Source organism: Amycolatopsis sp. WAC 01416 (assembly GCF_003947485.1).
In the GTDB taxonomy this organism is placed as follows: domain Bacteria; phylum Actinomycetota; class Actinomycetes; order Mycobacteriales; family Pseudonocardiaceae; genus Amycolatopsis.
Genome location: NZ_QHHX01000002.1, coordinates 128,414 through 150,556 on the forward strand (window position 1 = coordinate 128,414; position 22,143 = coordinate 150,556).

Here is a 22,143-nt window from a genome sequence, read left to right on the forward strand (position 1 = left end):
CACTCTCCTGCCACAGATCGAGAAATTTCCGCGAAAAAGCTGGCTCTGCGTGTATCTGGTGGCAGCCTCGTTGCGTCCTATGGAGCAGTCGAGGAAATGAGGGACACCCGATGACGACCGAGACCAACACCGCGCCCGTCGACGACGAGGCCACGGCCACCGAAGACCTCGAAGAGACCCCGAAGCCGGGCCCGATCACGGCGCCGGTCCCGCCCCGTCCCGGCACCAGCCCGGACGGCAACTGGGACCCGCACGGCACCGAACCGCCGGTGAACTGAACTAACACAGACAGGTGATGTCCGGAGGCCGAGGGGGCCTCCGGGCATCACCTCCGGGTGCTCCTTCGGGGGAGGGGGACGCCCGGACGCGGGCCCGTTGGGGAGCGGGCCCGGGGGAGGGAAAAAAGGGCCGGCCGGTGCGCAGTCCACACCTACTCGCGCCGGCCGGTGCCTTTGTCCTCGCCCCCTATCGAGGGGAAGACCGGAAACGCGACAAAAAAGTTAGTGACTTGATGTATCCCAGAGCCTCTTGCACGCTCCTTCTCCCCGAAGGGCCCGCGATACTGCCAGCGCCGACACGAAGACACGTCCGAAGTGGGGCAGATACGGTGACCGACGTGCAAACGACCGAGGTAGACCCGCCATGGGAAGGACTGACCGGTGCCGACCTGCACGCCGCTTGTATGCGCGCGGCCCGGGCCGGTGACCGCCAGGCGATGGACAGACTTGTGCACGAGCTGACCCCGCTCGTGTGGCATGTCGCGCGTGCGAACGGGCTCGATCGCCTGACCGCCGAGGACGTGGTCCAGACGGTGTGGCTCGCCCTCTTCAGCCAGCTCGACAAACTTCGTGACCCCAAGGCGCTCGCCGCCTGGTTGATCACCACCACCAGACGTGAAGCACAGCATCCTTTCGGCCGCCGCGCCCAGCCCGTCCCGCTGACCGACGAGCTGGCCGAAAGCATGGAGAGCACCCATCCGGCTCCCGAGGAGGAAGCCGTCCGCGCCGACCGGGATCGCCGGGTCTGGCGCGCCTTCCTCCGCTTGCCGCACCGCTGTCAGCAGCTCCTTCGGCTGACCGTGCTCGCCGGGCGGGCCGAATACCAACTGGTCGCCGAAGCACTCCGTATGCCGCGCGGAAGTGTCGGCCCGACCAGGGGCCGTTGCCTCGAATCGATGCGCGACCTGCTGGCCCACGAAGGGGGAAGCCGATGAACGACCTCGGGACGCCGGGGGAGATGACCTCCCCGGGCGATGAGGACCTGCTCGCCGATATCGGGCGCTTCATGGACGAATTGGACCCGCCGCCGGGAGATCTGGTGCAGCGGGTTCAGTTCGCGCTCGCGCTCGAAAACCTCGACGTCGAGGTCGCCCGCTGGGAACGGATGGACGCCACGGCAGGCGTCCGTGGCAGCGACACCGGCACGATCACCTTCACCGTCAGCGACCTGACCGTGATGATCAACCTCACCAAGATCGGCAAGAAACACCGGATCGACGGCTGGCTCGTGCCCGCCGGCGAGTACGGAGTGGAGGTTCGCGTGGCCGAGCACGGCACGAGTTCCACCACCGCCGACGAGGGAGGCCGATTCGTGCTGGACAACGTCCCCCAGGGCACCACCCAGATCGTGATCCACCTCGGCGACGTGACCTGTCGCAGGACCGTCGTGACCCCCACAGTGGTGCTCTAACCGGACGGCTGTTCCGTTATGCGGCGTGGGTGTGCTCCCATAGTGCGTGTGCCCGCGTCGTCTCCTCCTGCCCTCGATCCCGTAGCCGAGGAAGCGGCCGAACTCCATCGCCGAGCGAGGGCCGCCGCCTCGGATCACGGGCTCAGCAGACCGATACGGCTGCTTCGGCGCGCGCTCGCGCTACTCGGTCCGGTGGACGCGGATCTGGTGCCCCGGCTGGAGATCCGGGTCCGGATCCTGATCAGCCTGGCGGCGGCCGAGGCGGAGTTCGTGTCCCAAGAGGACGGTTTCGCCCGGCTGGACGAGGCGGAACGCATCCGGCTCCTGCTGCCGGGTGGCGATGTCCGCCACGAGCTGCGATTCGTCGTCGGGCTTCAGCGTGCCGTCGTCCTGATGCGAGCCGGACGGCTGGAGGAGTCGCTCGCGCTCAACAACGCCTTCCTCCCCGGGCTCGCCGCCGAGGCGGGCAAGTACAGCGCGGTGCTCACCAGGTCACTGGTGAACCGTGCGTGGCTGCATCTGGAAATGAGCAACCCGGACGCGGCGTACCGCGACCTCGTCGAGGCGTCGGACCTCGCTGTCGAGCACGGACATCGGTTGCTGGAAGGGAAGATCCGGCACAACCTCGGTGATCACGCACAGCTGCTCGGGGACATCCCGGAAGCGCTCCGGCACTACGAGCAGGCGGCCGCGATCTTCGTGACCGACGGCCCCGGCTCACTGCCGCTCGTCCGGCTAGACCAGGCGAAGGCGCTGCTCACCGCGGGCCTCGCCGAAGAGGCCGCGCGACATCTCGACGACGCCATCCCGGAACTGCGGCACAACGGCGCGGTGCACCTCGTCGCGGAGGCGGAGGTCGCCAGGGCCGGTGCCGCCATCCTGGAACGCGACTACCCGCTGGCGAAGAAGCTCGCGGCGTCGGCACGGCGGAGCTTCCTGCGGCGTGGCAAGGGCCGCTGGGCGGAGATCGCCGCGTTGACCCGGCTCCGCGCGGACGCGGTGAAGGTGCTGGCGGACCGGGAGAAGAAGCCGTCCGCGAAACTGCCGGGGCGGCTGGCCGATCTCGCCATCCGGCTGGCCGGACTCGGTCTGCGCGACGAAGCGGGCGCCGCCAGGATGTTCGCGGTGCGGTTGCTGATCCGTCGCGAAGAGACGGTCGCCGCGCAGGAACTCCTGGCGCAGGTACCGAAACCGCGGCAGACGACGCCGATCGACCACCGGATGCAGCTGCGGTTGTGCCGGGCCGAACTCGCGGTGGCGTCGGATCGGCCGCGTTCGGCGCTCGCGCAGGCGCGGGCCGGGCTGGCGGAACTCGGGCAGATCCGCGACCGCATGGGCGGGCTCGACCTCGTCTGCGGGACGGCGGCCCACGGCGAAGAACTGGGCAAACTCGCGCTGACACTGGTGCTCAAGAAGGCGAGGCGCAGCGGCGCCGGGGCGAAGAGCCTGTTCGCGTGGCTGGAACGCACGCGCGCGCAGGTGTACCGCTACGAACCGCTCCCGGTCATCGAAGATCCGGCGCTCGCCCGGCACATCAACGAAATGCGGCACGTGCAGGGGACGATCCAGGCGCGGCGGCTGTCCGGCGAACCGGTCGGGAAGCTCGAGGAACGCTACGACCGGTTGCAGCAGGAGGCGACCCGGCTCGGGTGGTACACCAGCCAATGGGGTCGTCCGCGGCCGGTGTCGACACCCGAAGAGGTGGTGGAGCGGCTCGGTGATCGCGTGCTGGTCAGCCTCATGGGGTATCGCGACACCCTGTACGCGGTGGTCGTCGACCGCGGCCGGTTCCGGCTGCTGAAGCTGGGGCCGCTCGCGGAGATCGTCGAGACCGCACGGCAGTTGCACGCGGACCTCGACGCGCTGGCCCCGGACAACCTGCCCGCGCCGCTGGTCGAGGTCGTCACCGGTTCCGCGCGGCGCCGGGCGGACAAACTGGACACGTTGATCTCGGCGTCACTGGCGAAAACGCTGCAGAACCGCGAGCTGATCATCGTGCCGATCGGCTCGCTGTACGCGTTGCCGTGGGGTGCTTTGCCGTCACTGCACGGACATCCGGTGTCGATCGCGCCGTCGGCGACCGCATGGGTGAGCGCGTCGGGACGGCGGAACTCCGGTCCGGTCCTGCTCGCCGGCGGGCCCGGTGTGCCGGGTTCGGTCGGTGAGGTGCGGAACCTGCGGACGGTGTACCCGCACGCCAGGCTCGTCGACGGGAAGGACGCGACCAGCGACGCCGTACTGTCCGCTTTGGACGGTTCCGGGATGGCGCACCTGGTCGCGCACGGCGCGCACGAACCGGCGAACGCGTTGTTCTCGCGGCTGGAACTCGTCGACGGACCGTTGTACGCGCACGAAACCGCGCGGCTCGCGAAGCCGCCGGAACGGGTGGTGCTCGCCGCGTGCGAACTCGCGATGAGTCACATCCGGCCCGGCGAGGAGGCGCTCGGTTTCGCCGGGACGCTGCTCGCCAGCGGATCGCGGACGGTCATCGGCGCGATCGCGCGGGTCGGGGACAAGGCCGCCGCCGAAGCGATGGCCGATCTGCACCGGCGGCTGGCCTCGGGGACCGCGCCCGCACTGGCGCTCGCCGAAGCGACCGCCGCCGACCCGCTGCGGCGGCCCTTCCTTTGCCTCGGCGCGGGCTGACTTTCGCCGCATGGGATGTGGCGAAGGCTCCCTTCGCATCCGATGCGGCTATGGCGTCTTTCAGTTCCCCACAGGACTTGTCCACAACCATCACCACCTGTGGACAACCCCGCCGATCAGCCCTTCCCGGCGCCCATCGCCGGTAGACTGGACTCGGGGTCGCCCCCCTTGGGAAGGGCGGGGGGTGGGGTCAGGCGCGTTCGGCGTGTTTCACCAGGCGGGTGGCCAGGATCGAGATCACCGTGCGCAAAGCGGTGCGGACGGCGGCGCCGGTGCCGGGCAGCGGTTCGGTGAATCGGCCCGTCCACCGCAGATCCGTGCCGCCGGAAGCGTTCGGCGTGAACGAGACTTCGGCGCGGTAATCCTTCAGCGGCGCGAGGCCCGCGAAGCCGTAGACGTGCTTTCGGTCCTGTTCGTACTCCAGCGTCTCCTCGTGGAGATACACCGGCCACAGGCCGACGGCCCGGACGGCACCCACCCCGTCCGCGTCCGGTTCCCGCGCCCAGCGCGAGTGGAACACCACCGGCTTCGCCCATTCCGACCACCGGGAACCGTCGGCCTCCAGCGCGAACAGGGAAGCGGGCGAGGCGCTGCTCGTCCGGTTGATCTCGAAGGAGTACGTCTTGCCCATGTGGCGACGATAACCGCTCCGGCCGCCACGGATAAGTCAAGATAGGGGCGTGAGCACGTCGCGCCGCGAGATCGCCGCACCGCATTGGCTGGTGCAGCTGCTCCGCAGCACGCCGGTTCCCATCCCGTGGAACATGGTCGCCCGCGCCGTCCTCGCCCTCGCCGTACCGCTCGCCGTCGGCTACGCGCTCGGCGACATCGGTGTCGGCGCGCTCATCTCCACCGGCGCCCTGCCCACCGTCCTTTCCGAATCCGCCGGCCCGTACCGCTACCGCGCCCGCCGGCTCGGCGGCGCCACCGCGGCCGCCGCCCTCGGCTACTTCGCCGGGCTGATCACCGGCGGCGTCCCGGCCGCGTCCATCCCGGTCGTCGTCGGGGTCGCGGCGGTGTCCGCGCTGATCAGCGCGGCGGGCAGCAACGCGTCGGTCGCCGGGCTGCAGATGTTCGTCTTCTGCGTACTCGGCACCGGCCAGCACGTCACCGGCCTGCGCGTCGAAATCCTCCTCGGCTACTTCTGTGTCGGCGCCGCCTGGAGCCTGCTGATCGCGCTCGCCACCTGGACCTTCCGCGCCACCAGCCCCGAACGCGGCGCCGTCGCCCACGTCTACGTCGAACTCGCCGCGATGCTGTCCGCGACCGACGAAGCCACCTCCCGCGTCGCGCGCCACCAGCTCACGACCGCGATGAACACCGCGTACGACCGGCTGCTCACCGCGCGATCCTGGCTCTCCGGCCGCGACGCCACCTACCGCCAGCTGCTCAACCTGCTCTCGGCCAGCACCCCGGCCGTCGAGGCGTCGGTCGCGATGGTCAACGCCGGCCGCCGCGCCCCGGAAGACGTGATCGACCACTTCATCGCGACCTCGGCCGCCGTGCTCGCGAACCAGGAACTGCCGGAGCCTCCCCAAGCGCCCGAAGACGCCGACCCGGTCCTCGCCGCGCTCTACGCCGGACTCGCCCGGATAGGCAAGGGCGACAACCGGAAACGGCGCGAGGTCCAGCCGTGGCACAAGCGGCTCCGCGGCTGGGCGGGTTCGCTCGTCTCCGGTCCGCTCACCTGGTTCGCCGCGCTGCGCCTCACGCTGTGCGTCGCGATCGCCGAAGTCGTCGCGCTGCTCGTCCCGTTCGAACGCTCCTACTGGATCACGCTCACCGTCGGCATCGTCCTCAAACCGGACTTCGGCTCGGTCTTCGGTCGCGCCGTGCTGCGCGGCATCGGCACGGTGATCGGCGTCGGCATCGGCGCTGCCGTGCTCGCCGCGGGCGGCGAAGGCCGGCTGCTGGTCCTGCTGATCGCCGTGTTCGCGGGTGGCATCGCGGTCGGCAAGGTCCGCAACTACGGCATCCTCAGCGCCTTCGTGACGCCGCTGATCATCCTGCAGATGGACCTCGCCAGCACCGGAAGCTGGGACGTCGTGCTCGCGAGGCTCGTCGACACCGTGCTCGGCTGCGCGATCGTCCTGCTCTTCGGCTACCTGCTCTGGCCGGGCAGCCGACGGCCGCAGGTCGGCGGACGGCTCGCCGACAGCCTCGACAGCCTGGTGAAGTACGTCGACAAGGGCCTCGTGCTCGCGCCGTCGGGCGAAGCGCGATTGGAACGCTCACGCGCCCGTCGCCGCGCCTACCGCGCGCTGGCCGACCTGCGGACCGCGTTCCAGCAGGTCGTCGTCGAACCCTCCGCCGCCGGACGGCAGGCCGTCGCCTGGTGGCCGGTGATCGCCGGGCTCGAACGCGTCGCGGACGCCGTCACCGAGGTCGGCGTCACCCTCGGCCGCGGCGCCCTCGCCCCGGCCGACGCCGACATCGCCCTCCTCACGGCCGCCCTCACCGAACTCGCGGCCGCCGTCCGCGAGGAACGGGACCCGGCGGAGATGCCGATGCCCGAAAGCGAGCAGCTATCCGGCGTCGTCGACCAGATCGGCGCGGCCTTCGACGCCGTGCGCGGCCCCGACCTCGTCGAACGCGCGCCGCTGCGGCTGGTCCGGCGGTTCCTGCCGTACCACCGCCGCGCCTGAGCGTCAGCCGAACCGGATGTGCTTGACGCTCGTCCACTTGCGACGGACGAAGCCCCGCAGCGCGCTGTCCGTGTTCGGCGCGAGCGTCAGCCCGGCCGACGCGGCGACCCGATCGGCGACCTGCGCGACGGTGAGCGTGTCCGTATGGATGTGTTCGCCGAACTCGACGCCGCTCAGCCGGTCCAAGCAGAGGTCGAGCTTCGACACCGCGAAGCTCTCGCGTTTCGGCGGGACGCCCTTCCGCCGCACGGAGTGGACGATGCCGCGTTCGCTCAGCCGTCGCAGCACGGTCTCGCGCCGGGCCAGCAGCGCGAAGTGCCGGACGTCGTGCCCGCGCTCCCGCAACCCGCCGACGATCTCCTCGAAGTACCGGGGCTCCACCAGCGTCATCGGCACGACCACCGGTCCTTCCTCCTTGCGGAGTACCAGGTCGAGTACCTCGAAAACGCCCTGGCGCCACGCGGACAGGTCCTGGAAGTCGGTACGCAGCCGCGGCGGCATCATCCGGTGCAGGCCGAAACCCGCGACCTCGGGATCGGACAGGACACTGCCTGGCAAGCGCCGGTGCAGTTCGTGCGCGGTCTGCGTCTTGCCACCGCCGAACGGGCCGTTGATCCAGACGAGCATGGCGCCGACCCTAGCGACGCACCCACCCGGGTGGGGGAGGGTGAGCATCGTCTCGAACTAATGTTCGAGTTTTCACGCATAATCGACGCATGCTCGACACTGGTGACACGCTGCCGCCGGGGCCGCGTCACCTGCACATGGTCCGGCCCAACCAGCCCGTTTGGGTCGATCTCAAGCTGGTGTACCCGGTCGGTGCGGCGAAGACCCGTCTGCCCGACGGCCTGGACCTGACCGCCACGGTCCCCGGGCTGCTGGGGATGTGGCGGGCGACGACGACGGCGCACTGGGTCGGCTGGGTCACCTTCCAGCTGGGGCCGGTCGGCCGGGGCGGTACGACGCATTCGCAATGGGTGCTGGCCGAGGCGCTGCGGCCGCGCGAGGAACGGAACACTTGGTCGGGTAGCTACCCCTCCGAGCGGAGACGATGATCTTCCCGTTCCGTGGACGGTGTTGACCGCACGCCAAAAAGCGCCCACGATGACCCCGTGTCCGTCCATTGGGAGTCCGCGCCGACACGTTCGGCCGGCGAAGGCGTTGCCGCATTGCTCCTGCGCCGTGGACGGTTGGGTTCTCCGCCCGCCTAGCTCCTCATCTCGCCAAGTCATCCGACGGTGAATCCAGGGAGCAAGTATGTCCATCGCACTGCCCGACCGTGTCCGTCTCCGCCCCGCGACCGTCCCCGACGGCGGGATCCTCGAAGGGCCGCGCCTGCTGCGGCGCCTGCCGGAGGGCATCGAAGAACGCCCGTACGAACTCTTCGCACTGCGACCGCTGGGACGGCTGATCGGTGCCGAGATCGGCGGCGTCGACCTCGCCCGGCCACTCACGCCCGCTCTCCACGCGGAGCTGAATCGCGCGCTGCTGGAGTGGAAGGTGCTGTTCTTCCGCGATCAGGACATCACTTCGGCGCATCAGCGCGCGTTCGCCGCCAACTGGGGTGAACTGGAGACGAACCCGTTCATCCCGAAGGGCGAGACCGAGGACACCACCCGGTTCGCCCGGTCGGCGAGCATGCCCGCGTTCGAGAACATCTGGCATGTGGACGTCACGTTCCGGCCGGCGCCGGCGCTCGGTTCGGTCCTGCGGCTGATCGAGGTCCCGCCGGTCGGCGGCGACACGATGTGGGCCGACATGGCCGCCGCCTACGACAACCTGCCGGAAGAGATCCGTGAACGCGTCGACGGGCTGACCGCGGTGCACGACTACATCCCCGGCTTCGACCGCTTTTCCGACCCGGAAGTGTTGCTGCGTCACCAAGACGCCTTCCCGCCGGTCGAGCATCCGGTCGTCCGCACCCATCCGGAGACCGGGCGGCGCACCCTCTTCGTCAACCAGGCCTTCACGACCCACATCGTCGGCATCGACCGCGACGAGAGCGACCGGCTCCTGCGGTACCTGTTCAGCCGCGCGCACGTCCCGGAGTTCCAGGTGCGCTTCGCCTGGCGGCCCGGTTCGGTGGCCTTCTGGGACAACCGCGCCACACAGCACTACGCCGTCAACGACTACCACCCGCACGCGCGGGTGGTCGAACGCGTCGCCATCGTGGGCGACCGGCCGTTCTGAGCGTCCCCGTGACGGGTGATCGCCGGGGCGGGTTCGCCGGTACCTGTGTGACGATGAGGCCATGGGCATCAACTTCGATGAATTGAAGAACAAGGCCACCGACGCTCTCCGTGAGCACAACGACAAGATCGAGGGCGGCCTGGACAAGGCGGCGGACTTCGCCAAGTCGAAGTTCTCCGGCCACGACTCGCAGATCGACTCCGGTGTGGACAAGGCGAAGGGCTTCATCAACAAGTTCGACGACACCCCGGACAACCCGCCCCAGCAGGGCCAGCCGCAGCCGCCGCAGGGCCAGTAGTCCTTTGCGATTCGGCACCTACTTGCGATCGTTGCGCGTGCAAGGACCGCAATTAGGTGCCGAATCGCGTCAGGAGACGTCGCCGATCGCGGTGTCGCCGTCGATCGCGGTGATCCGGCCGCCGCGCTCGCCGAGGGCGATCAGGCCGTCGCGCGCGTCCGGAGCGGTCAGGCTGACGCGCACTCCCGCGCGTTCCGCGTCCTTGGCGGACGCGAACGCTTGCGCCCCTTCGTTGCCCGCGTTGACCGTCACCGCGAGGCCACCCGTCGAAGCCAGCGAACCCCGCGCGGCACCGAGCCGTCCGAGCGCCTCGTCGACGATCGGCAGCAGCGCGTCCCGGTTGCCCTCGGTCATCGCCCGCACCAGCGCCGGACTCGAACCGGCCACGCGCGTGCCGTCCGTGTAGGACCCGGCGGCCAGCGCCATCGCCAGCGGACCGCCCTGCGCGCCGATCGTGGCCAGGATGGCCGCGAAGATATGCGGCAGATGCGAGATCCGCGCCACCGTCTCGTCGTGCGAGTCCGCGGGCAGCGGCACCACGTGCGCGCCGAGGTCCAGCACCAGCCGGGCGACCTCCGCCCACGCCGTCAGATCGGTGTCGTGCTCGACGCCCAGCACCCACGCGGCACCATCGAACAGCGCCGGGTCGCTCGCCTTCCAGCCGGAGTTCGCCGTCCCGGCCATCGGATGCCCGCCGACGAACTTCGCGTACGGCGCGCGGCGGCGGACCGAGTCGAGCACCGGGCCCTTCACGCTGGTCACGTCGGTGAGCACGCAGTGCCCGGCGACCCGCGAAACGGTCCGGAGCACCTCTTCGACCGCGGGCAGCGGCACCGCGAGCACGATCATCGCGTCCCGCTCCGCCGCCTTGCTCAGCGCCGCCTCGACCTGCGTCGTCACGTCGAAACCCGCTCTGCTGGCGGCGTCCGCGTCAGCTTCGGAGGTCGTCGCCCCGAACGTGGTGCGGCCGATCGAATGCGCCGCGCGCAGCAGCGACCCACCGATCAACCCGAGCCCGATCACGCATACGTCCCGCACAAGGGTCCATCCTGCCATCTACGAGGCCACTCGTCAGAGAACGGCGGCGAGGCGGGTTCCCTGATCGATGGCCCGTTTGGCGTCCAGTTCGGCCGCGACGTCGGCGCCGCCGATCAGATGCACCGGCAGTCCGGCCGCCCGCAGGTCGTCGGCGAGGTCGCGCACCGGCTCCTGACCCGCGCAGACGACGACGGTGTCCACGTCGAGCAGACGCGGCTTGTCACCGACGGTGATGTGCAGGCCGTCGTCGTCGATCCGGTCGTAGGTGACCCCGGTGAGCTGTTCGACGCGTTTCGCCTTCAGCGCGGCCCGGTGCACCCAGCCGGTGGTCTTGCCCAGCCCCGCGCCGATACCGGACTTCTTGCGCTGCAGCAGGAAGACCTGCCGCGGCGACGGCTCGACCTTCCGCTCGGTCAGCCCACCCACGGCGTGCTCGGGATCGGTGACACCCCATTCGGCCATCCACGCGTCCAGATCGAGCGCGGGGGAGGTGGTGTGCGTCAGGAACTCGCTGACGTCCACGCCGATCCCGCCCGCGCCGATCACGGCGACCTTGCCGCCCACCGGTTTCCCGTGCCGGACGACGTCCACATAGGACAGGACCTTGGGGTGGTCGATACCCGGGAGCGACGGCACCCGCGGGGTCACGCCGGTGGCCAGCACGACCTCGTCGAAGCCGGCGCCGGCGAGATCGGCGGCGGTCGCACGGGTGCCGAGATGGACCTTGACGCCGGTGACCTCCAGTCGTCGCGTGTAGTACCGGATGGTTTCCGCGAACTCCTCCTTGCCGGGGATCTTCCGCGCGATCCCGAACTGGCCGCCGATCTCGTCGTCCGCCTCGAACAGTTCGACGGCGTGCCCGCGCTCGGCGAGGCCGGTCGCGGCCGCGAGCCCGGCGGGACCGGCGCCGACGACGGCGACGCGTTTGGTCTTCCGGGTGGGCGAAAGCGTCAGCGTGGTCTCGTGGCCCGCACGCGGATTCACCATGCACGACACGAGTTTCCGCTTGAACGCGTGGTCGAGGCAGGCCTGGTTGCAGGCGATGCAGGTGTTGATCTCGTCCTCGCGTCCGGTCTCCGCCTTGCGGATCCACTCCGGGTCGGCGAGGAACGGCCGCGCCATCGACACCAGGTCCGCGTCACCGCTCGCCAGCGCCTCCTCGGCGACCTCGGGCATGTTGATCCGGTTCGACGTGACCACCGGGATCCCGACGTGCGGTTTGAGCTTCCCGGTCACCCAGGTGAACGCCGCGCGCGGCACGGACGTCACGATCGTCGGCACCCTCGCCTCGTGCCAGCCGATGCCGGTGTTGATGATCGTCGCGCCCGCTTCTTCGACCTCCTTGGCCAGTGCGACGACGTCTTCCCAGCTTTGGCCGCCTTCGACGAGGTCCAGCATGGACAGCCGGTAGATGATGATGAAGTCCTCGCCGACCGCCTCACGCGTGCGGCGCACGATCTCGACGGCGATCCGACGGCGGTTTTCCGCGCTGCCGCCCCACTTGTCGGTGCGCTTGTTGGTGCGTTCGGCGAGGAACTGGTTGATGAAGTAGCCCTCGGACCCCATGATCTCGACGCCGTCGTAGCCCGCTTCCTTGGCCAGAAAGGCACAGTCGGCGAACGCGCGGATCTGGCGCAGTACGCCGTACCCGGAAAGGGCCCGCGGTTTGAAGGGGTTGATCGGCGCCTTGATGCCCGATGCGGAGACGCTCAGCGGATGGTAGGAATACCGGCCCGCGTGCAGGATCTGCAGCGCGATCTTGCCGCCCGCCTCGTGCACCGGATCGGTGAGTCGCCTGTGCGCCTTGGCTTCCGCGCGCGTCGAGAGCTTCGACGCCAGCGGCAGGAGCCAGCCGGTCCGGTTCGGTGCGAACCCGCCGGTGACGATCAGCCCGACGCCACCGCGGGCGCGTTCGGCGTAGTACTCGGCCAGTTGCGGGAAATGCGCTTCCTTGTCCTCGAGGCCGGTGTGCATCGAACCCATGATCACCCTGTTGCGCAGGGTGGTGAAGCCGAGATCGAGGGGGGACAGCAGGTTCGGGTACTGGCTCATCGCTTGTCCTTACGCATCGTGGTGGAATGCCCGGAGGACTTCTTCGAGCCATTCGACATGGCCCTGTTCGGTTCGGATTCCTCCGCGCAGCACGAGGAACTGGTGCAACGACTGTCCACTGAGGATGCTGGGGTCGGGGAAGTCGTGCTTCTCGATCAGCAGGTACGCGTCGAGCTGTGCCGCGTGCGCGTCGCGATGCCGGGTGACCTCGGCGGCGACGGCGGCCGGATCGCCGAGTGTCGCGCCGCGGATCTTCACGGCGAGTTCCCTGGCGGTGGCCGACGGATCGGGTTCGGCGAGCCAGCGGGCCAGTTCGGCTCGCCCCGCGTCACCGACGGTGTAGACCTTCTTGTCGGGTTTCCCGGACTGCGCGACCTGGTCGACGGCGACCCAGCCCGCCTCCTCCATCCGCTTGAGGACGCGGTAGATCTGCTGGTGGGTGGCGTTCCACCACAGTCCGATGGACTTCTCGAAGCGACGCGTCAGCTCGTAGCCCGAGCCGGACCGCTCGGACAGCGAAACGAGGATCGCGTGCTCCAACGCCATGCACCTAGTTTCATATGCACCTAGTTGCACTGCAAGGCGATGTGGGTCACAAGCGCGTGAAGGGGTCGTGAGTGGCGATTCGGGTTAGAACCCGAATCGCCACTCACGACCACCTGTACCGCTACGGCTTGCGGGCGATACCGCCGATGACGCGCGACTCCGAAGGCGTCGCGGCGAAGATCGTCTTCTCGTCCGGATGCCACGCCGGCGCGTAGACCAGTCCCGGCTCCAGCAGCGGCCAGCCGCCGAAGAACCGCCGGAACTCGTCCATGGTGCGCAGGAAACCGGGGTTCGTCGTGGTCTCGTAGTACTCGAGGATGTCGAGCAGCGCCTGCCGTTCCTCGTCGTTGGCCGGGTTCTCGTTGGTCATCTGCGAGAGCACCAGCAGCGAACCCGGCGCGAGCCGGTCGCGGTAGAAGTCCAGCAGCGCGTCCGGATCCTGCTCGTCCTTGATGAAGTGCATGACCGCGTTGATCACCAGCGCGACGGGCTCCCGGACGTCGATGATCCCGGAGTCCATCACCCGTTCCCACAGGTCCTCGGGGTCGAACAGGTCCGCGGCGATCGCGTGGTGCCGGTCCGGGTCGGCGGTGTCGGCGAGCAGCAGCGTCGAATGCGCGAGGGCGATCGGCTCGTTGTCGATGTAGAGGACGTGCGTGTCCTCCTGCGGCCGCGCCACGTCGGCGACCTCGTGCACGTTGCCCACCGTCGGGAGGCCGGAGCCGATGTCGACGAACTGACGGATGCCCAGTTCGGCGCAGTGCCGCACGGCCCGGCCGAGGAACTGCCTGCTGGTCTTGCAGTAGTCGCCCATGAGCGGCAAGCGCTCGCGCACCTTCTCGGCGAAATTGCGGTCGATGGCGTAGTGCGTGTCGCCGCCGATGAAGTAGTCGTAGACGCGGGCCGCGGACGGCCGGTCCAAGCTGTTCTCGACGGCCTTGAGCGCCGCGTCGTGATCGATCATCGTCATCCCTTTGTCCGCGCCGGAAATTCCATGCTAACCGGCCGGGACGTAGGCCTCGCGGTAGGCGTTCACCGATTCTGTCAAGCGATCGAGTTCCGCGCGGGTGCGGGCGAGACCGGCCGCGTCGAGGCCCATCGCGTCGCCGATGATCTTCGGGATGCCGGTCGCGCGCTCCCGGAGCCGGGCGCCGTCGTCGGTCAGGCTGACGCGAACGGACCGTTCGTCGTCGGCCTGGCGGTCACGCCGGACCAGTCCGGTCTTCTCCAGCCGTTTGAGCAGGGGCGACAGCGTGCCGGAGTCGAGGTTCAGCACGGTGCCGAGTTCCTTGACCAGCCGCTCGTCCTCCTCCCAGAGCGCGAGCATCACGAGGTATTGCGGGTAGGTCAGGCCAAGGTCTTCGAGCACCACGCGGTAAAGCGCGGTCACGGCCCGCGATGCCGCGTAGAGCCCGAAGCACAGCTGATCGTCCAGGCACAGCGAGCCTGTGTTGTCCGTTGGCATCGGTCCTCCTCATCTCATGGTGCGTCGATCATGCCTCAGCCCGCCACTTGAGTGGCCTAAATCTCATTGGGCACATTTAAGTTGTGCACAACTGAGTTGGGGGCTACCTTCAACTTGTCGACTTCGCTCCCAGGAGGCAGAAATGACCGCCAACCCGCACAACGTGGCCCTCGAACCCGCCGCGCAGGCCTTCGTCGAGGCCACCGCCAACCCGCCCTTCCTCTTCCAGTTGCCACCGGAAGAGGGCCGCAAGGCCGTCGACGAGGTGCAAGGCGGTGACGTCGAACTGCCCGCCGCGGACGTCGAGACCACGCACGTCGACGGCGTCGAGGTCCGCATCGTCCGCCCGCGGGGCGTCACCGGTCCGCTGCCCGTGATCGTCTACATCCATGGCGCCGGCTGGGTCTTCGGCAATTTCCACACCCACGAGCGCCTGGTCCGCGAGCTCGCCGCCGGCGCGGGCGCGGCCGTCGTCTTCCCCGAGTACGACCGCTCGCCGGAGGCGCGTTACCCGGTCGCCATCGAGCAGAACTACGCCGTGGCCAAGTGGGTCGCCGAGCACGGCGCCGAGAACGACCTCGACAGCACGCGGATCGCGATCGCCGGCGACTCCGTCGGCGGGAACATGACCGCCGCGCTCACCCTCATGGCGAAGCAGCGCGGCGACGTCACCTTCCGCCAGCAGGTGCTCTTCTACCCGGTCACCGACGCGAACTTCGATACCGAGTCGTACAAGCAGTTCGCCGACGGCTACTTCCTCGCCCTCGAAGGCATGAAGTGGTTCTGGGACCAGTACACGACCGACCCGGCGCAGCGCGCGGAAATCACCGCGTCGCCGCTGCGCGCGAGCCTCGACGAGCTGGCGGGCCTGCCGCCCGCGCTGGTGATCACCGGCGAGGCCGACGTCCTGCGCGACGAAGGCGAGGCGTACGCCGCGAAGCTGCGTCAGGCCGGAGTTCCGGTGACGGCTGTGCGATACCAGGGCATCGTCCACGACTTCGTCATGCTCAACACGCTGCGTGGAACGCACGCCGCGGAAGCCGCGATCACGCAGGCGATCGGGGTGCTGCGCACCGCACTCGAAGACTGACCGGTTGTCCAGGGTGACACGCGTCACCCCGGACAACACTTTCCGGTGGCCGCACGTCTCTTGATCCAGATGTGGGAAGTGCGGTGCGGGGGCGTGCCGCCGCCGGAGAGGGACACGATCGCCATGGGACTGGGACTGAGTGCCATCCGGCTCGATTCCACACTGAACCTCGTCATCGTCGTGGTGCTGACGCTGCTCGCGATCATCGCCGTGCCGTTCCTCTGGGAACGCTGGCGCCGCAAGGTCCTCGGCCGCAGCACCACGATCCTCGCCGCGGTGGTGCTCGTCGTGGTCAGCACCGCGATGGGCGGGAACATGATCGGCGGATTCTTCCCGACGGTCGGCGCCCTGTTCGGCACCGGCGTGTACTCGGGGGAGAGCGTCGACGCCGTCGCCGGCCAGAACGGTTCGGACCTCGACAAACTGCGGGACGCCGGGGCGATGCGGGCCAAGGAGGGCAAGGGATCCGTCGTGCACATGACGGTGACCGGCAAACGCACCGGCCTCACGCGTGATGTCTCGGTGTACTTCCCGCCCCAGTACTACGAACCCGCGTACCGGGCGCTCAAATTCCCGGTCATCGAATGGATCCCGAACTACCCGTCCGGCCCGGAAGTGGTCACCGGCCCGTACGAACTGCCCGCCAAACTGGACGCGGCCATCGCGAAGCACGTGCTCCCGCCGACATTGGTGATCATCCCGGACCCGACCGGGAAACCGAAGGTCGGCCACGACACCGAATGCATCGACGAGGTCGACGGCACCGCCAACGACACCTACCTGACCGCCGACATCCGCGACTGGGCGATCGAGAAACTCGGCGCCAACCCGCAGCGGAAGGCGTGGACGATGGCGGGCTGGTCCTCGGGCGGATACTGCGCGATGAACCTCGTGACCCGGCATCCGCAGTGGTACGGCCAGGCGGCGAGCGTCAGCGGCTACTACAAGGCTTCGGTGGACGCGGAGACGGAGAACCTGTTCAAGGGCAGGCAGGAAATCGTCGACGCGAACACCGTCACGGTGAACCTGCAGAAGCATCCGTCGCCGGTCGACATCCTCGCGATCGCGGGGGACAAGGAAAGCTTCGAGAGCTTCTCGATCGACCAGATCCAGGCGGCCGTCCGCGCGCCCGCGACGCTGTCGTCGTGGCGGATCCCGGACGCCGGGCACAACATGAACACCTTCAAGGCGCAGGTGCCCGACGTGCTGGCGTGGATCGGCGCGCGGACCGTGCCGCCGTGCGCGCCGCAGGACAAGAAGATCATCACCAACGGCGGGGTCACCCCGTGGCCGCTGCCCAACACCGGCGCCAAGGGCGCGCTGGTCGACGTCGTCGAGTAGTTGTTGAGGGGTAAGCAAAGGTGGCAGGTTGCGAAAGCCACTTTCGCAACCTTCAACGTTGCGAAAGTGGCTTTCGCAACGCCTGATGTCCCGAAAGTTGCTTTCGCGACCCGATCACCCCGCGGCCGCGAGCGAATCTCCGCGACCCGACACCTTTGCGGTTACCCCTCAGCTAGCCGCGCTTGGCGCGATAAGCCTTGGGATACAAGCGAAGCCGGTCGGGAACCCGGTTACCGGTCGCTCTCGTGACCGCGCCCAGCCGTTGGAGCCGGCGTTCGTCGCGGTCTGTCCACTTGAGACCCAAGCGATCGCGAAGGGCCTGAGGTAGCAAGCCGATCGCGCACAGCGTCAGTACGTTCCCGCCCGCGGGCCGGACGGGCCGCCAGAAGGCCTCAGGCAAGAACCACCAAGGCGGCGATGGGGTGTCTCGCATGGTGATCGAGCGGAGCAGTTCTCGGACCGTGTGGTTGTCCTCGAGCCGGTTCGCGACGACGTCGTCGAAGTAGGCCTCGAATCCTTCGAGGTCCTCCGGCATGTGGTGCGCACGGAGGCCGAGCAGCAGGCCAAGCCGTCGCCATTCCGCGTAGAAACGGTGTTTTTCCGTGCGGGACAAGGGATGGACGAAGACCTCGTGCATGCGGACGGTCGTCCAGAACGTCGATCCGTGCACCCACCGGTAGGCCTCGGGGTTCAGCGCGTGATAGCGCTCGCCGTGGTGGTCGACGCCCTTGATCGCCTTGTGCATCTCGCGGAGCCGCTCGGCCTCCGCGATCGCTTCCCGGCCGCCGAAAACCTGGCACAGCAAGGAATCGATGGTCCGGTCGAGACGGCCCCACGGGTCCTCGGTGTAGTTCGAATGGTCGTGGACGCCCGCGCCGACCACCGGATGCGCGACCTGCAGCAGCAACGCCGTCCCCGCGCCGAGCAGCAGCCTCCGGTCGCCGACCACTTGCCAGGCAACGGAATCCGGGCCGAGCGGGGTCACGGCGGGCAGGCGGGCTTCGGTGCTCATGACGACCTCCCGGAAGAGTGGCGTACGGCCACTGTCCCACCTTGTTTACAGGCCGTCAATAGCGGGGAGCAGTGCCTTCACCACGTCGGTCACCCGCTTGCCGGCGCCGGAATAGGTGGTGGACGTCGGTTGGGAAGTCAGTACGACGACGAGGTAGCGGTCTTCTTCGCCGACGACGCCGGAGCTGTGCAGGATCCGGGAACCGCGGCAGCACGCCCAGCCCTGCTTGATCGACCAGGGAAGGTCGCCGACGCCGTCGGGGATGCCGAAGTACTGCCGGATCCCGTCGGAGCCGCTCTCGGTCGCGCCGCTCAACGCGCGCATGATCGTCGTCCGCGTGCCCGCGCCCGCCTGGTCCAGCAGGTAGCGGTAGACCTTCACGACATCCGCGGCGGTGATCCTGGTGTCACCCCAGCGGCCGGGATCTTCGGGCGGACGCGTGCCGCCGAGGCCGATTTTCGCCACCCATCGGGTGACGATGACCGGCCCGCCGTGGGCCGACCACAACCTGCTGGCGATGTCGTCGTCGCTGGCCGAGAGCATCCGCTGCACGGTGCTCGCCGGTGTGCCCGCTTGAAGCGCTTCCAGTGCGATGAGGAGCTTGACGAGCGACGCCGAGGTGTAGGAACGCTCGGATTTGAGGGAAACCACGGTCTTCTCGGCCGTGCGGTCGTAGACGACCGCGCTCACCTGCCCGCCGGGGACGAGGTCCGCGAGGGCCTGGATGTCGACGGTCTTCGGCGGTGGCCCCGGCACCGCCGAGGAGGACGGGGGCGGCGGGGATTCGACCGGCACCGCTTCGGCCTCGATCGTCAGCACCGCGGCCCTCGACGCCGCGATCGCCGCCGGGCCGGAACGCGACGGCGGAACCAGCGTCATCGCGACGATCGCACCCAGGCACAGCCCCACCAGGAGGAAGACCCCGCTTGCTTTGCCCACACAAGTTGTTGCCCGCATCACCCGTTCGTGTTCACGGCTAGGCCATTCGGCCGCCTCGGTTTGCCCGGGAGGGCCTCGGGGTATCCGGGCTCCAGCGTGAATTCAATTCGCCAACTCTGGGAGGCGGAGCAATGGCACGTGCACAACGCGCTCGGATCCGAACGGCGGGACTCCAACCCGCCCAGGTCCTCGCCGGGCTGGCGAGCCTGGCATTCCTGGTGTTCGGGATCGTGGGCTTCACCAGGACCGGATTCGCCGATTTCGCCGGCCGTCACGACGCGACCGTTCTCGGATTCTCGGTGAACCCGCTCTACAACCTCGGATTCGTCCTGCTGGGTGCGATCGGTCTGCTGCTGACCTTCGGCTCGGGCCGGTCCCGGGCCTTCGGTTTCCTGACCTTCATCGCCTTCGGGGCGCTGTTCGTCTGGGGCCTCATGATCGCCGGCACCGTTTCCACGAACCCGGTGTCACAGGCGGGGAACCCGTTCAACCTCAACGGGCCGGACAACTGGCTGCACCTCGGCCTCGCCGCACTCGGGCTGGTGATCGCGTTCCTGCCCGCGCGGCACAAGGTGCTGCTGCCGGAGGACGAGGACGAAACAGTGATGGCGGATCGGGCCGACAGCGCCACGGTCGTCGAATCCCATCCGGACCGCTCGCGATGGCCGAAGCACAAGAAAAACCCGACGGCCGCTCATGAAGAGCGACCGCCGGGCATGGCCCACTAGTCTCAGTAACCGGACTGGGCGGGAGCGTCTTCCTTCTTCTCGGAGGCGTTCCCGCTCTGTGCCGCCTTGTTCTTCACCGGCGCGGTGCTCTTGCAGCCCGCGGGCTCGATGACGAACCAGGTGCCGCCGACGCCGTGACCGTTCGCCTCGCCGGCGTTCGCGTCCTTGGCGTAGCGGTAGACGGCCCATCCGCCGACGGTGACCTGCGTGGTGCCGTCCGCGCGCTTCACCGTGCCGAGCAGCTTCTGGTCGATGCCTTCGAGCTGGACGTCGCCCTCGGCGAGCACCGGCGGCCAGGCCTTCGCGCAGTCACCGTTGCAGGTCGGCTGCTTGTTCTTCTTGTCCTTGGTGAACATGTAGAGGGTGAAACCCTCCTGGTCCACAATGGCCGGTCCGATGCCGTCGACGTTGCTCGCGACCAGCTTCGTGGCGCCGTCTTTTTGTTCGGCCTTCTGCTCGGCCGGAGCCGCCTCGGCCTCCTTCGCCGCCTGGCCCGCCTTGCCGCCCTTGACGTTCGCGGCGTACCAGGTGCTGCCGACGCCCTGCCCCTTCGCCTCGCCCGCCTTGGTGTCTTTGGCGTAGCGGTAAAGCGCCCAGCCGCCGACGGTGACCTGCTTGCGGCCGTCGGCGCGGGTCAGCTCGCCGACCAGGGCCTGATCCACGCCTTCGATCTGGACGTCGCCCTCGGCGACCACCGGTGGCCAGGCCTTCGCGCAGTCACCGTCGCAAGTGGACTTCGGCGGCTTCGCGCTGTCCTTGTCGAAGCGGTACAAGGTGAACCCGTCCTTGTCGACGAGCACCTGGCCGAGGTTCCCGGCTTCGGCCACGGCCACCTTGGTCTCGCCCTTGGCCGCCGGGGCATTCCCGCCGGCCCCGGCCACCGCGGCGGCCGGAGCGACCGCGGGCGCCGCCGTCTCGGTGCCGCCGGAGCAGGCCGACAGCGCCACCAGGCCCACGGCCGCGGACGCCGCTGCGACGACGAAACGCTTGCGAAGCATGGGATTTCTCCTTGTTCGTAGGGGTTCCGCGGCTTGGCGCGGTGAGCTTGTACCCCCTACACGGAGCCCTCGCGGGACCGGTTCAAGGAGTTCGCGGATTTTCTTCGCGGGCCTCCAGCGCGGCGTCCGTGAGCACCCCGGCCGAACCGGTGTAGTTCGCGGGATCCAGCAGGTCGGCGAGGGATTCCGCGGAGAGCGCTCCAGTTATTTCCGGCAGGTCGGAAAGTACCTCGCCGAGGGCCCTGTCCTGCTCCAACGCGAGCTTGGACGCTCGGCCGAGGACCTCCTTGGCCCGCGCCTTGCCGAGCAGCGGGGCAAGCACGGTCGAAAGCCGCTCGGAGACGATCTGGCCGTGCGTGAAGGCGAGGTTCTCGCGCATGCGTTCGTCGTTGACGACCAGACCGCGGGCGAGTTCGGCCGCCGTATGCGCGGCGCCGCCGGTCAGGCGCAGGCACTCGCGCAGCAGCTGCCACTCGGCGTGCCACGCGCCCGCGGACCGTTCGTCCTCGGAGAGGAGGGCCTGGGTGACACCGGTGGCCAGCACCGGGACCTGTAACGCGGCCGAACGGATCAGCGTCGCGAGTACCGGATTGCGTTTGTGCGGCATCGCCGAGGAACCGCCACGGCCCTCGCCCGCCGGTTCGGTGACCTCCCCGACCTCGGTGCGCGTCAGGAACTGGACGTCGACCGCGATCTTCCCGAGCGCGGCGGCGGTGAACGAGAGAGCGGCCGCGAGGTCGGCCGTCGGGGTGCGGAGGGTGTGCCAGGGGAGCGTGGTCTCGGCGAGGCCGGTCTCCTGGGCGAACGCCGTCTGAAGCCGCTGCGGATAGCCGTCGGGCAGCTCGGCGAGCCGCGCGTACTCGGCGTACGCCGCCCTCGTGCCCGCCGCACCCCCGAGCGAGACCGGCAGGACGACGCGGTCCAGCCTGTCGAGCGCGTCGAGGGTCAGCTGCCGCCAGCCCGCCGCCTTGAGCCCGAACGTGGTCGGGACCGCGTGTGCGGTGAGGGTGCGCCCGGCCATGATCGTGTCGCGATGCGCGCGGGCGAGATCCGCCAGCGCGTTCGCGGTCGTCTCGAGGTCCGCGGTGATGAGCGCCCGGGTCCGCGCGGCGACCAGCATCATCGCGGTGTCGAAGATGTCCTGGCTGGTGGAGCCGCGATGCACGTACTCCGTCCCGGCCGCCTCGGTCAGCTCCTTGATCAGCCCCACGACCGGGTTCGCCGTCTCACGAGCCGCCCTCGCCAACGCGACCACGTCGATCTCGACCGACGCGGCGGCCTCGGTGATCGCCTCCGCGGCGGCCTGCGGAATCAGCCCAGTGCCGGCCTGCGCCCTGGCGAGCGCCGCCTCCGTGTCCAGAAGGGCCCGTACCCAGGCGAGATCACCCGTCGCCGCCTCGGCGGGCGTGCCGGCACGGACCGGGGACAAGAGGCCGGAGTCGGGATCGGCGTTCATCGCCCCAGCA

Annotated in this window: 22 protein-coding genes; 11 read left to right on the forward strand and 11 right to left on the reverse strand. The window is 69.2% G+C overall.

Translation table 11 applies throughout. The annotated features are described in order from the left end of the window. The first annotated feature begins 110 nt into the window (after positions 1–110). The 4 genes from DL990_RS41430 (at position 111) to DL990_RS05045 (ending at position 4,335) form a co-directional block, all read left to right on the forward strand. Positions 111–278 carry a hypothetical protein gene (locus DL990_RS41430; RefSeq protein WP_199746221.1) on the forward strand — a complete coding sequence of 56 codons (168 nt, stop codon included), beginning with the start codon at positions 111–113 and terminating at the stop codon, positions 276–278. A 329-nt stretch (positions 279–607) separates the two neighbouring features. Continuing rightward, entirely contained in the window at positions 608–1,213 is a 606-nt protein-coding gene (locus DL990_RS05035; protein ID WP_101611873.1) for an RNA polymerase sigma factor, read from the forward strand. Next, positions 1,210–1,689: a carboxypeptidase regulatory-like domain-containing protein gene (locus DL990_RS05040; protein WP_125780735.1), complete on the forward strand. Its 480-nt coding sequence runs from the start codon at positions 1,210–1,212 to the stop codon at positions 1,687–1,689. Before DL990_RS05035 ends, DL990_RS05040 begins: the two co-directional genes overlap by 4 nt. A gap of 192 nt (positions 1,690–1,881) precedes the next feature. Next, positions 1,882–4,335, forward strand: coding sequence for a CHAT domain-containing protein (locus DL990_RS05045; protein WP_233620396.1), 2,454 nt, complete (start codon positions 1,882–1,884; stop codon positions 4,333–4,335). Positions 4,336–4,525: 190 nt separating this feature from the next. Here the strand turns inward: DL990_RS05045 and DL990_RS05050 are convergent, their stop codons facing one another. Continuing rightward, positions 4,526–4,966 (reverse strand): SRPBCC family protein, encoded by a 441-nt coding sequence (locus DL990_RS05050; protein WP_125790412.1) that lies wholly within the window; start codon positions 4,964–4,966, stop codon positions 4,526–4,528. A gap of 49 nt (positions 4,967–5,015) precedes the next feature. Here DL990_RS05050 and DL990_RS05055 point away from each other — a divergent pair, with 49 nt between their 5' ends. Continuing rightward, positions 5,016–6,980 carry an FUSC family protein gene (locus DL990_RS05055; protein ID WP_125798031.1) on the forward strand — a complete coding sequence of 655 codons (1,965 nt, stop codon included), beginning with the start codon at positions 5,016–5,018 and terminating at the stop codon, positions 6,978–6,980. Positions 6,981–6,983: 3 nt separating this feature from the next. Here the strand turns inward: DL990_RS05055 and DL990_RS05060 are convergent, their stop codons facing one another. Beyond that, a complete protein-coding gene (locus DL990_RS05060; RefSeq protein WP_125798032.1) occupies positions 6,984–7,607 on the reverse strand; it encodes an AAA family ATPase in 624 nt (207 codons plus the stop codon). An 89-nt stretch (positions 7,608–7,696) separates the two neighbouring features. On the opposite strand from DL990_RS05060, the gene DL990_RS05065 reads away from it, so the two are divergent. The 3 genes from DL990_RS05065 to DL990_RS05075 all read left to right on the forward strand — a co-directional run bounded on the left by DL990_RS05065 (position 7,697) and on the right by DL990_RS05075 (position 9,468). Further along, entirely contained in the window at positions 7,697–8,035 is a 339-nt protein-coding gene (locus tag DL990_RS05065) for a hypothetical protein (RefSeq protein ID WP_125790409.1), read from the forward strand. Between the two features lie 202 nt (positions 8,036–8,237). Then, positions 8,238–9,170 carry a TauD/TfdA family dioxygenase gene (locus DL990_RS05070; protein ID WP_125798033.1) on the forward strand — a complete coding sequence of 311 codons (933 nt, stop codon included), beginning with the start codon at positions 8,238–8,240 and terminating at the stop codon, positions 9,168–9,170. Between the two features lie 61 nt (positions 9,171–9,231). Beyond that, entirely contained in the window at positions 9,232–9,468 is a 237-nt protein-coding gene (locus tag DL990_RS05075; protein ID WP_125780748.1) for an antitoxin, read from the forward strand. A gap of 69 nt (positions 9,469–9,537) precedes the next feature. Here DL990_RS05075 and DL990_RS05080 read toward each other — a convergent pair whose 3' ends face one another. From DL990_RS05080 to DL990_RS05100, 5 genes are all read right to left on the reverse strand, one after another. After that, the gene (locus DL990_RS05080) at positions 9,538–10,524 is read right to left on the reverse strand and encodes a prephenate dehydrogenase (protein WP_255431309.1); all 987 of its coding nucleotides are present in this window, start codon (positions 10,522–10,524) and stop codon (positions 9,538–9,540) included. A 15-nt stretch (positions 10,525–10,539) separates the two neighbouring features. Then, complete coding sequence (locus DL990_RS05085; protein ID WP_125780750.1) at positions 10,540–12,558, reverse strand: NADPH-dependent 2,4-dienoyl-CoA reductase; 2,019 nt, start codon at positions 12,556–12,558, stop codon at positions 10,540–10,542. A 9-nt stretch (positions 12,559–12,567) separates the two neighbouring features. After that, the gene (locus DL990_RS05090) at positions 12,568–13,104 is read right to left on the reverse strand and encodes a PadR family transcriptional regulator (RefSeq protein WP_125780752.1); all 537 of its coding nucleotides are present in this window, start codon (positions 13,102–13,104) and stop codon (positions 12,568–12,570) included. Positions 13,105–13,225: 121 nt separating this feature from the next. Further along, complete coding sequence (locus DL990_RS05095) at positions 13,226–14,074, reverse strand: SAM-dependent methyltransferase (protein ID WP_199746222.1); 849 nt, start codon at positions 14,072–14,074, stop codon at positions 13,226–13,228. 27 nt (positions 14,075–14,101) lie between these two features. Then, entirely contained in the window at positions 14,102–14,569 is a 468-nt protein-coding gene (locus DL990_RS05100; RefSeq protein WP_125780754.1) for a MarR family winged helix-turn-helix transcriptional regulator, read from the reverse strand. Positions 14,570–14,711: 142 nt separating this feature from the next. On the opposite strand from DL990_RS05100, the gene DL990_RS05105 reads away from it, so the two are divergent. Both DL990_RS05105 and DL990_RS05110 read left to right on the forward strand, forming a co-directional pair. Next, entirely contained in the window at positions 14,712–15,659 is a 948-nt protein-coding gene (locus DL990_RS05105) for an alpha/beta hydrolase (RefSeq protein ID WP_125798034.1), read from the forward strand. A gap of 123 nt (positions 15,660–15,782) precedes the next feature. Continuing rightward, a complete protein-coding gene (locus DL990_RS05110) occupies positions 15,783–17,000 on the forward strand; it encodes an esterase family protein (protein ID WP_125798035.1) in 1,218 nt (405 codons plus the stop codon). A 172-nt stretch (positions 17,001–17,172) separates the two neighbouring features. Here the strand turns inward: DL990_RS05110 and DL990_RS05115 are convergent, their stop codons facing one another. Further along, complete coding sequence (locus DL990_RS05115) at positions 17,173–18,012, reverse strand: oxygenase MpaB family protein (RefSeq protein WP_125798036.1); 840 nt, start codon at positions 18,010–18,012, stop codon at positions 17,173–17,175. A gap of 45 nt (positions 18,013–18,057) precedes the next feature. Further along, a complete protein-coding gene (locus DL990_RS05120) occupies positions 18,058–18,951 on the reverse strand; it encodes a hypothetical protein (protein ID WP_125798037.1) in 894 nt (297 codons plus the stop codon). 131 nt (positions 18,952–19,082) lie between these two features. Here DL990_RS05120 and DL990_RS05125 point away from each other — a divergent pair, with 131 nt between their 5' ends. Continuing rightward, positions 19,083–19,679, forward strand: a complete 597-nt coding sequence (locus DL990_RS05125) for a DUF4383 domain-containing protein (RefSeq protein ID WP_125798038.1) — start codon at positions 19,083–19,085, stop codon at positions 19,677–19,679. A 2-nt stretch (positions 19,680–19,681) separates the two neighbouring features. On the opposite strand, the gene DL990_RS05130 is transcribed toward DL990_RS05125, so the two are convergent. After that, the gene (locus tag DL990_RS05130; RefSeq protein ID WP_125798039.1) at positions 19,682–20,677 is read right to left on the reverse strand and encodes a hypothetical protein; all 996 of its coding nucleotides are present in this window, start codon (positions 20,675–20,677) and stop codon (positions 19,682–19,684) included. 82 nt (positions 20,678–20,759) lie between these two features. Further along, on the reverse strand, positions 20,760–22,133 hold the full coding sequence (gene pcaB, locus DL990_RS05135; RefSeq protein WP_125798040.1) for a 3-carboxy-cis,cis-muconate cycloisomerase: 1,374 nt from the start codon (positions 22,131–22,133) through the stop codon (positions 20,760–20,762). Positions 22,134–22,143: the final 10 nt, after the last annotated feature.

Bases quoted from the DNA above. Each gene is read 5' to 3' on its own strand.
- DL990_RS41430 (WP_199746221.1), top strand. From the start codon at position 111: ATGACGACCGAGACCAACACCGCGCCCGTCGACGACGAGGCCACGGCC.
- DL990_RS05040 (WP_125780735.1), top strand. From the start codon at position 1,210: ATGAACGACCTCGGGACGCCGGGGGAGATGACCTCCCCGGGCGATGAG.
- DL990_RS05050 (WP_125790412.1), bottom strand. From the start codon at position 4,966: ATGGGCAAGACGTACTCCTTCGAGATCAACCGGACGAGCAGCGCCTCG.
- DL990_RS05060 (WP_125798032.1), bottom strand. From the start codon at position 7,607: ATGCTCGTCTGGATCAACGGCCCGTTCGGCGGTGGCAAGACGCAGACC.
- DL990_RS05065 (WP_125790409.1), top strand. From the start codon at position 7,697: ATGCTCGACACTGGTGACACGCTGCCGCCGGGGCCGCGTCACCTGCAC.
- DL990_RS05070 (WP_125798033.1), top strand. From the start codon at position 8,238: ATGTCCATCGCACTGCCCGACCGTGTCCGTCTCCGCCCCGCGACCGTC.
- DL990_RS05075 (WP_125780748.1), top strand. From the start codon at position 9,232: ATGGGCATCAACTTCGATGAATTGAAGAACAAGGCCACCGACGCTCTC.
- DL990_RS05080 (WP_255431309.1), bottom strand. From the start codon at position 10,524: ATGGCAGGATGGACCCTTGTGCGGGACGTATGCGTGATCGGGCTCGGG.
- DL990_RS05085 (WP_125780750.1), bottom strand. From the start codon at position 12,558: ATGAGCCAGTACCCGAACCTGCTGTCCCCCCTCGATCTCGGCTTCACC.
- DL990_RS05090 (WP_125780752.1), bottom strand. From the start codon at position 13,104: ATGGCGTTGGAGCACGCGATCCTCGTTTCGCTGTCCGAGCGGTCCGGC.
- DL990_RS05095 (WP_199746222.1), bottom strand. From the start codon at position 14,074: ATGACGATGATCGATCACGACGCGGCGCTCAAGGCCGTCGAGAACAGC.
- DL990_RS05100 (WP_125780754.1), bottom strand. From the start codon at position 14,569: ATGCCAACGGACAACACAGGCTCGCTGTGCCTGGACGATCAGCTGTGC.
- DL990_RS05105 (WP_125798034.1), top strand. From the start codon at position 14,712: ATGACCGCCAACCCGCACAACGTGGCCCTCGAACCCGCCGCGCAGGCC.
- DL990_RS05110 (WP_125798035.1), top strand. From the start codon at position 15,783: ATGGGACTGGGACTGAGTGCCATCCGGCTCGATTCCACACTGAACCTC.
- DL990_RS05115 (WP_125798036.1), bottom strand. From the start codon at position 18,012: ATGAGCACCGAAGCCCGCCTGCCCGCCGTGACCCCGCTCGGCCCGGAT.
- DL990_RS05125 (WP_125798038.1), top strand. From the start codon at position 19,083: ATGGCACGTGCACAACGCGCTCGGATCCGAACGGCGGGACTCCAACCC.
- DL990_RS05130 (WP_125798039.1), bottom strand. From the start codon at position 20,677: ATGCTTCGCAAGCGTTTCGTCGTCGCAGCGGCGTCCGCGGCCGTGGGC.
- pcaB (WP_125798040.1), bottom strand. From the start codon at position 22,133: ATGAACGCCGATCCCGACTCCGGCCTCTTGTCCCCGGTCCGTGCCGGC.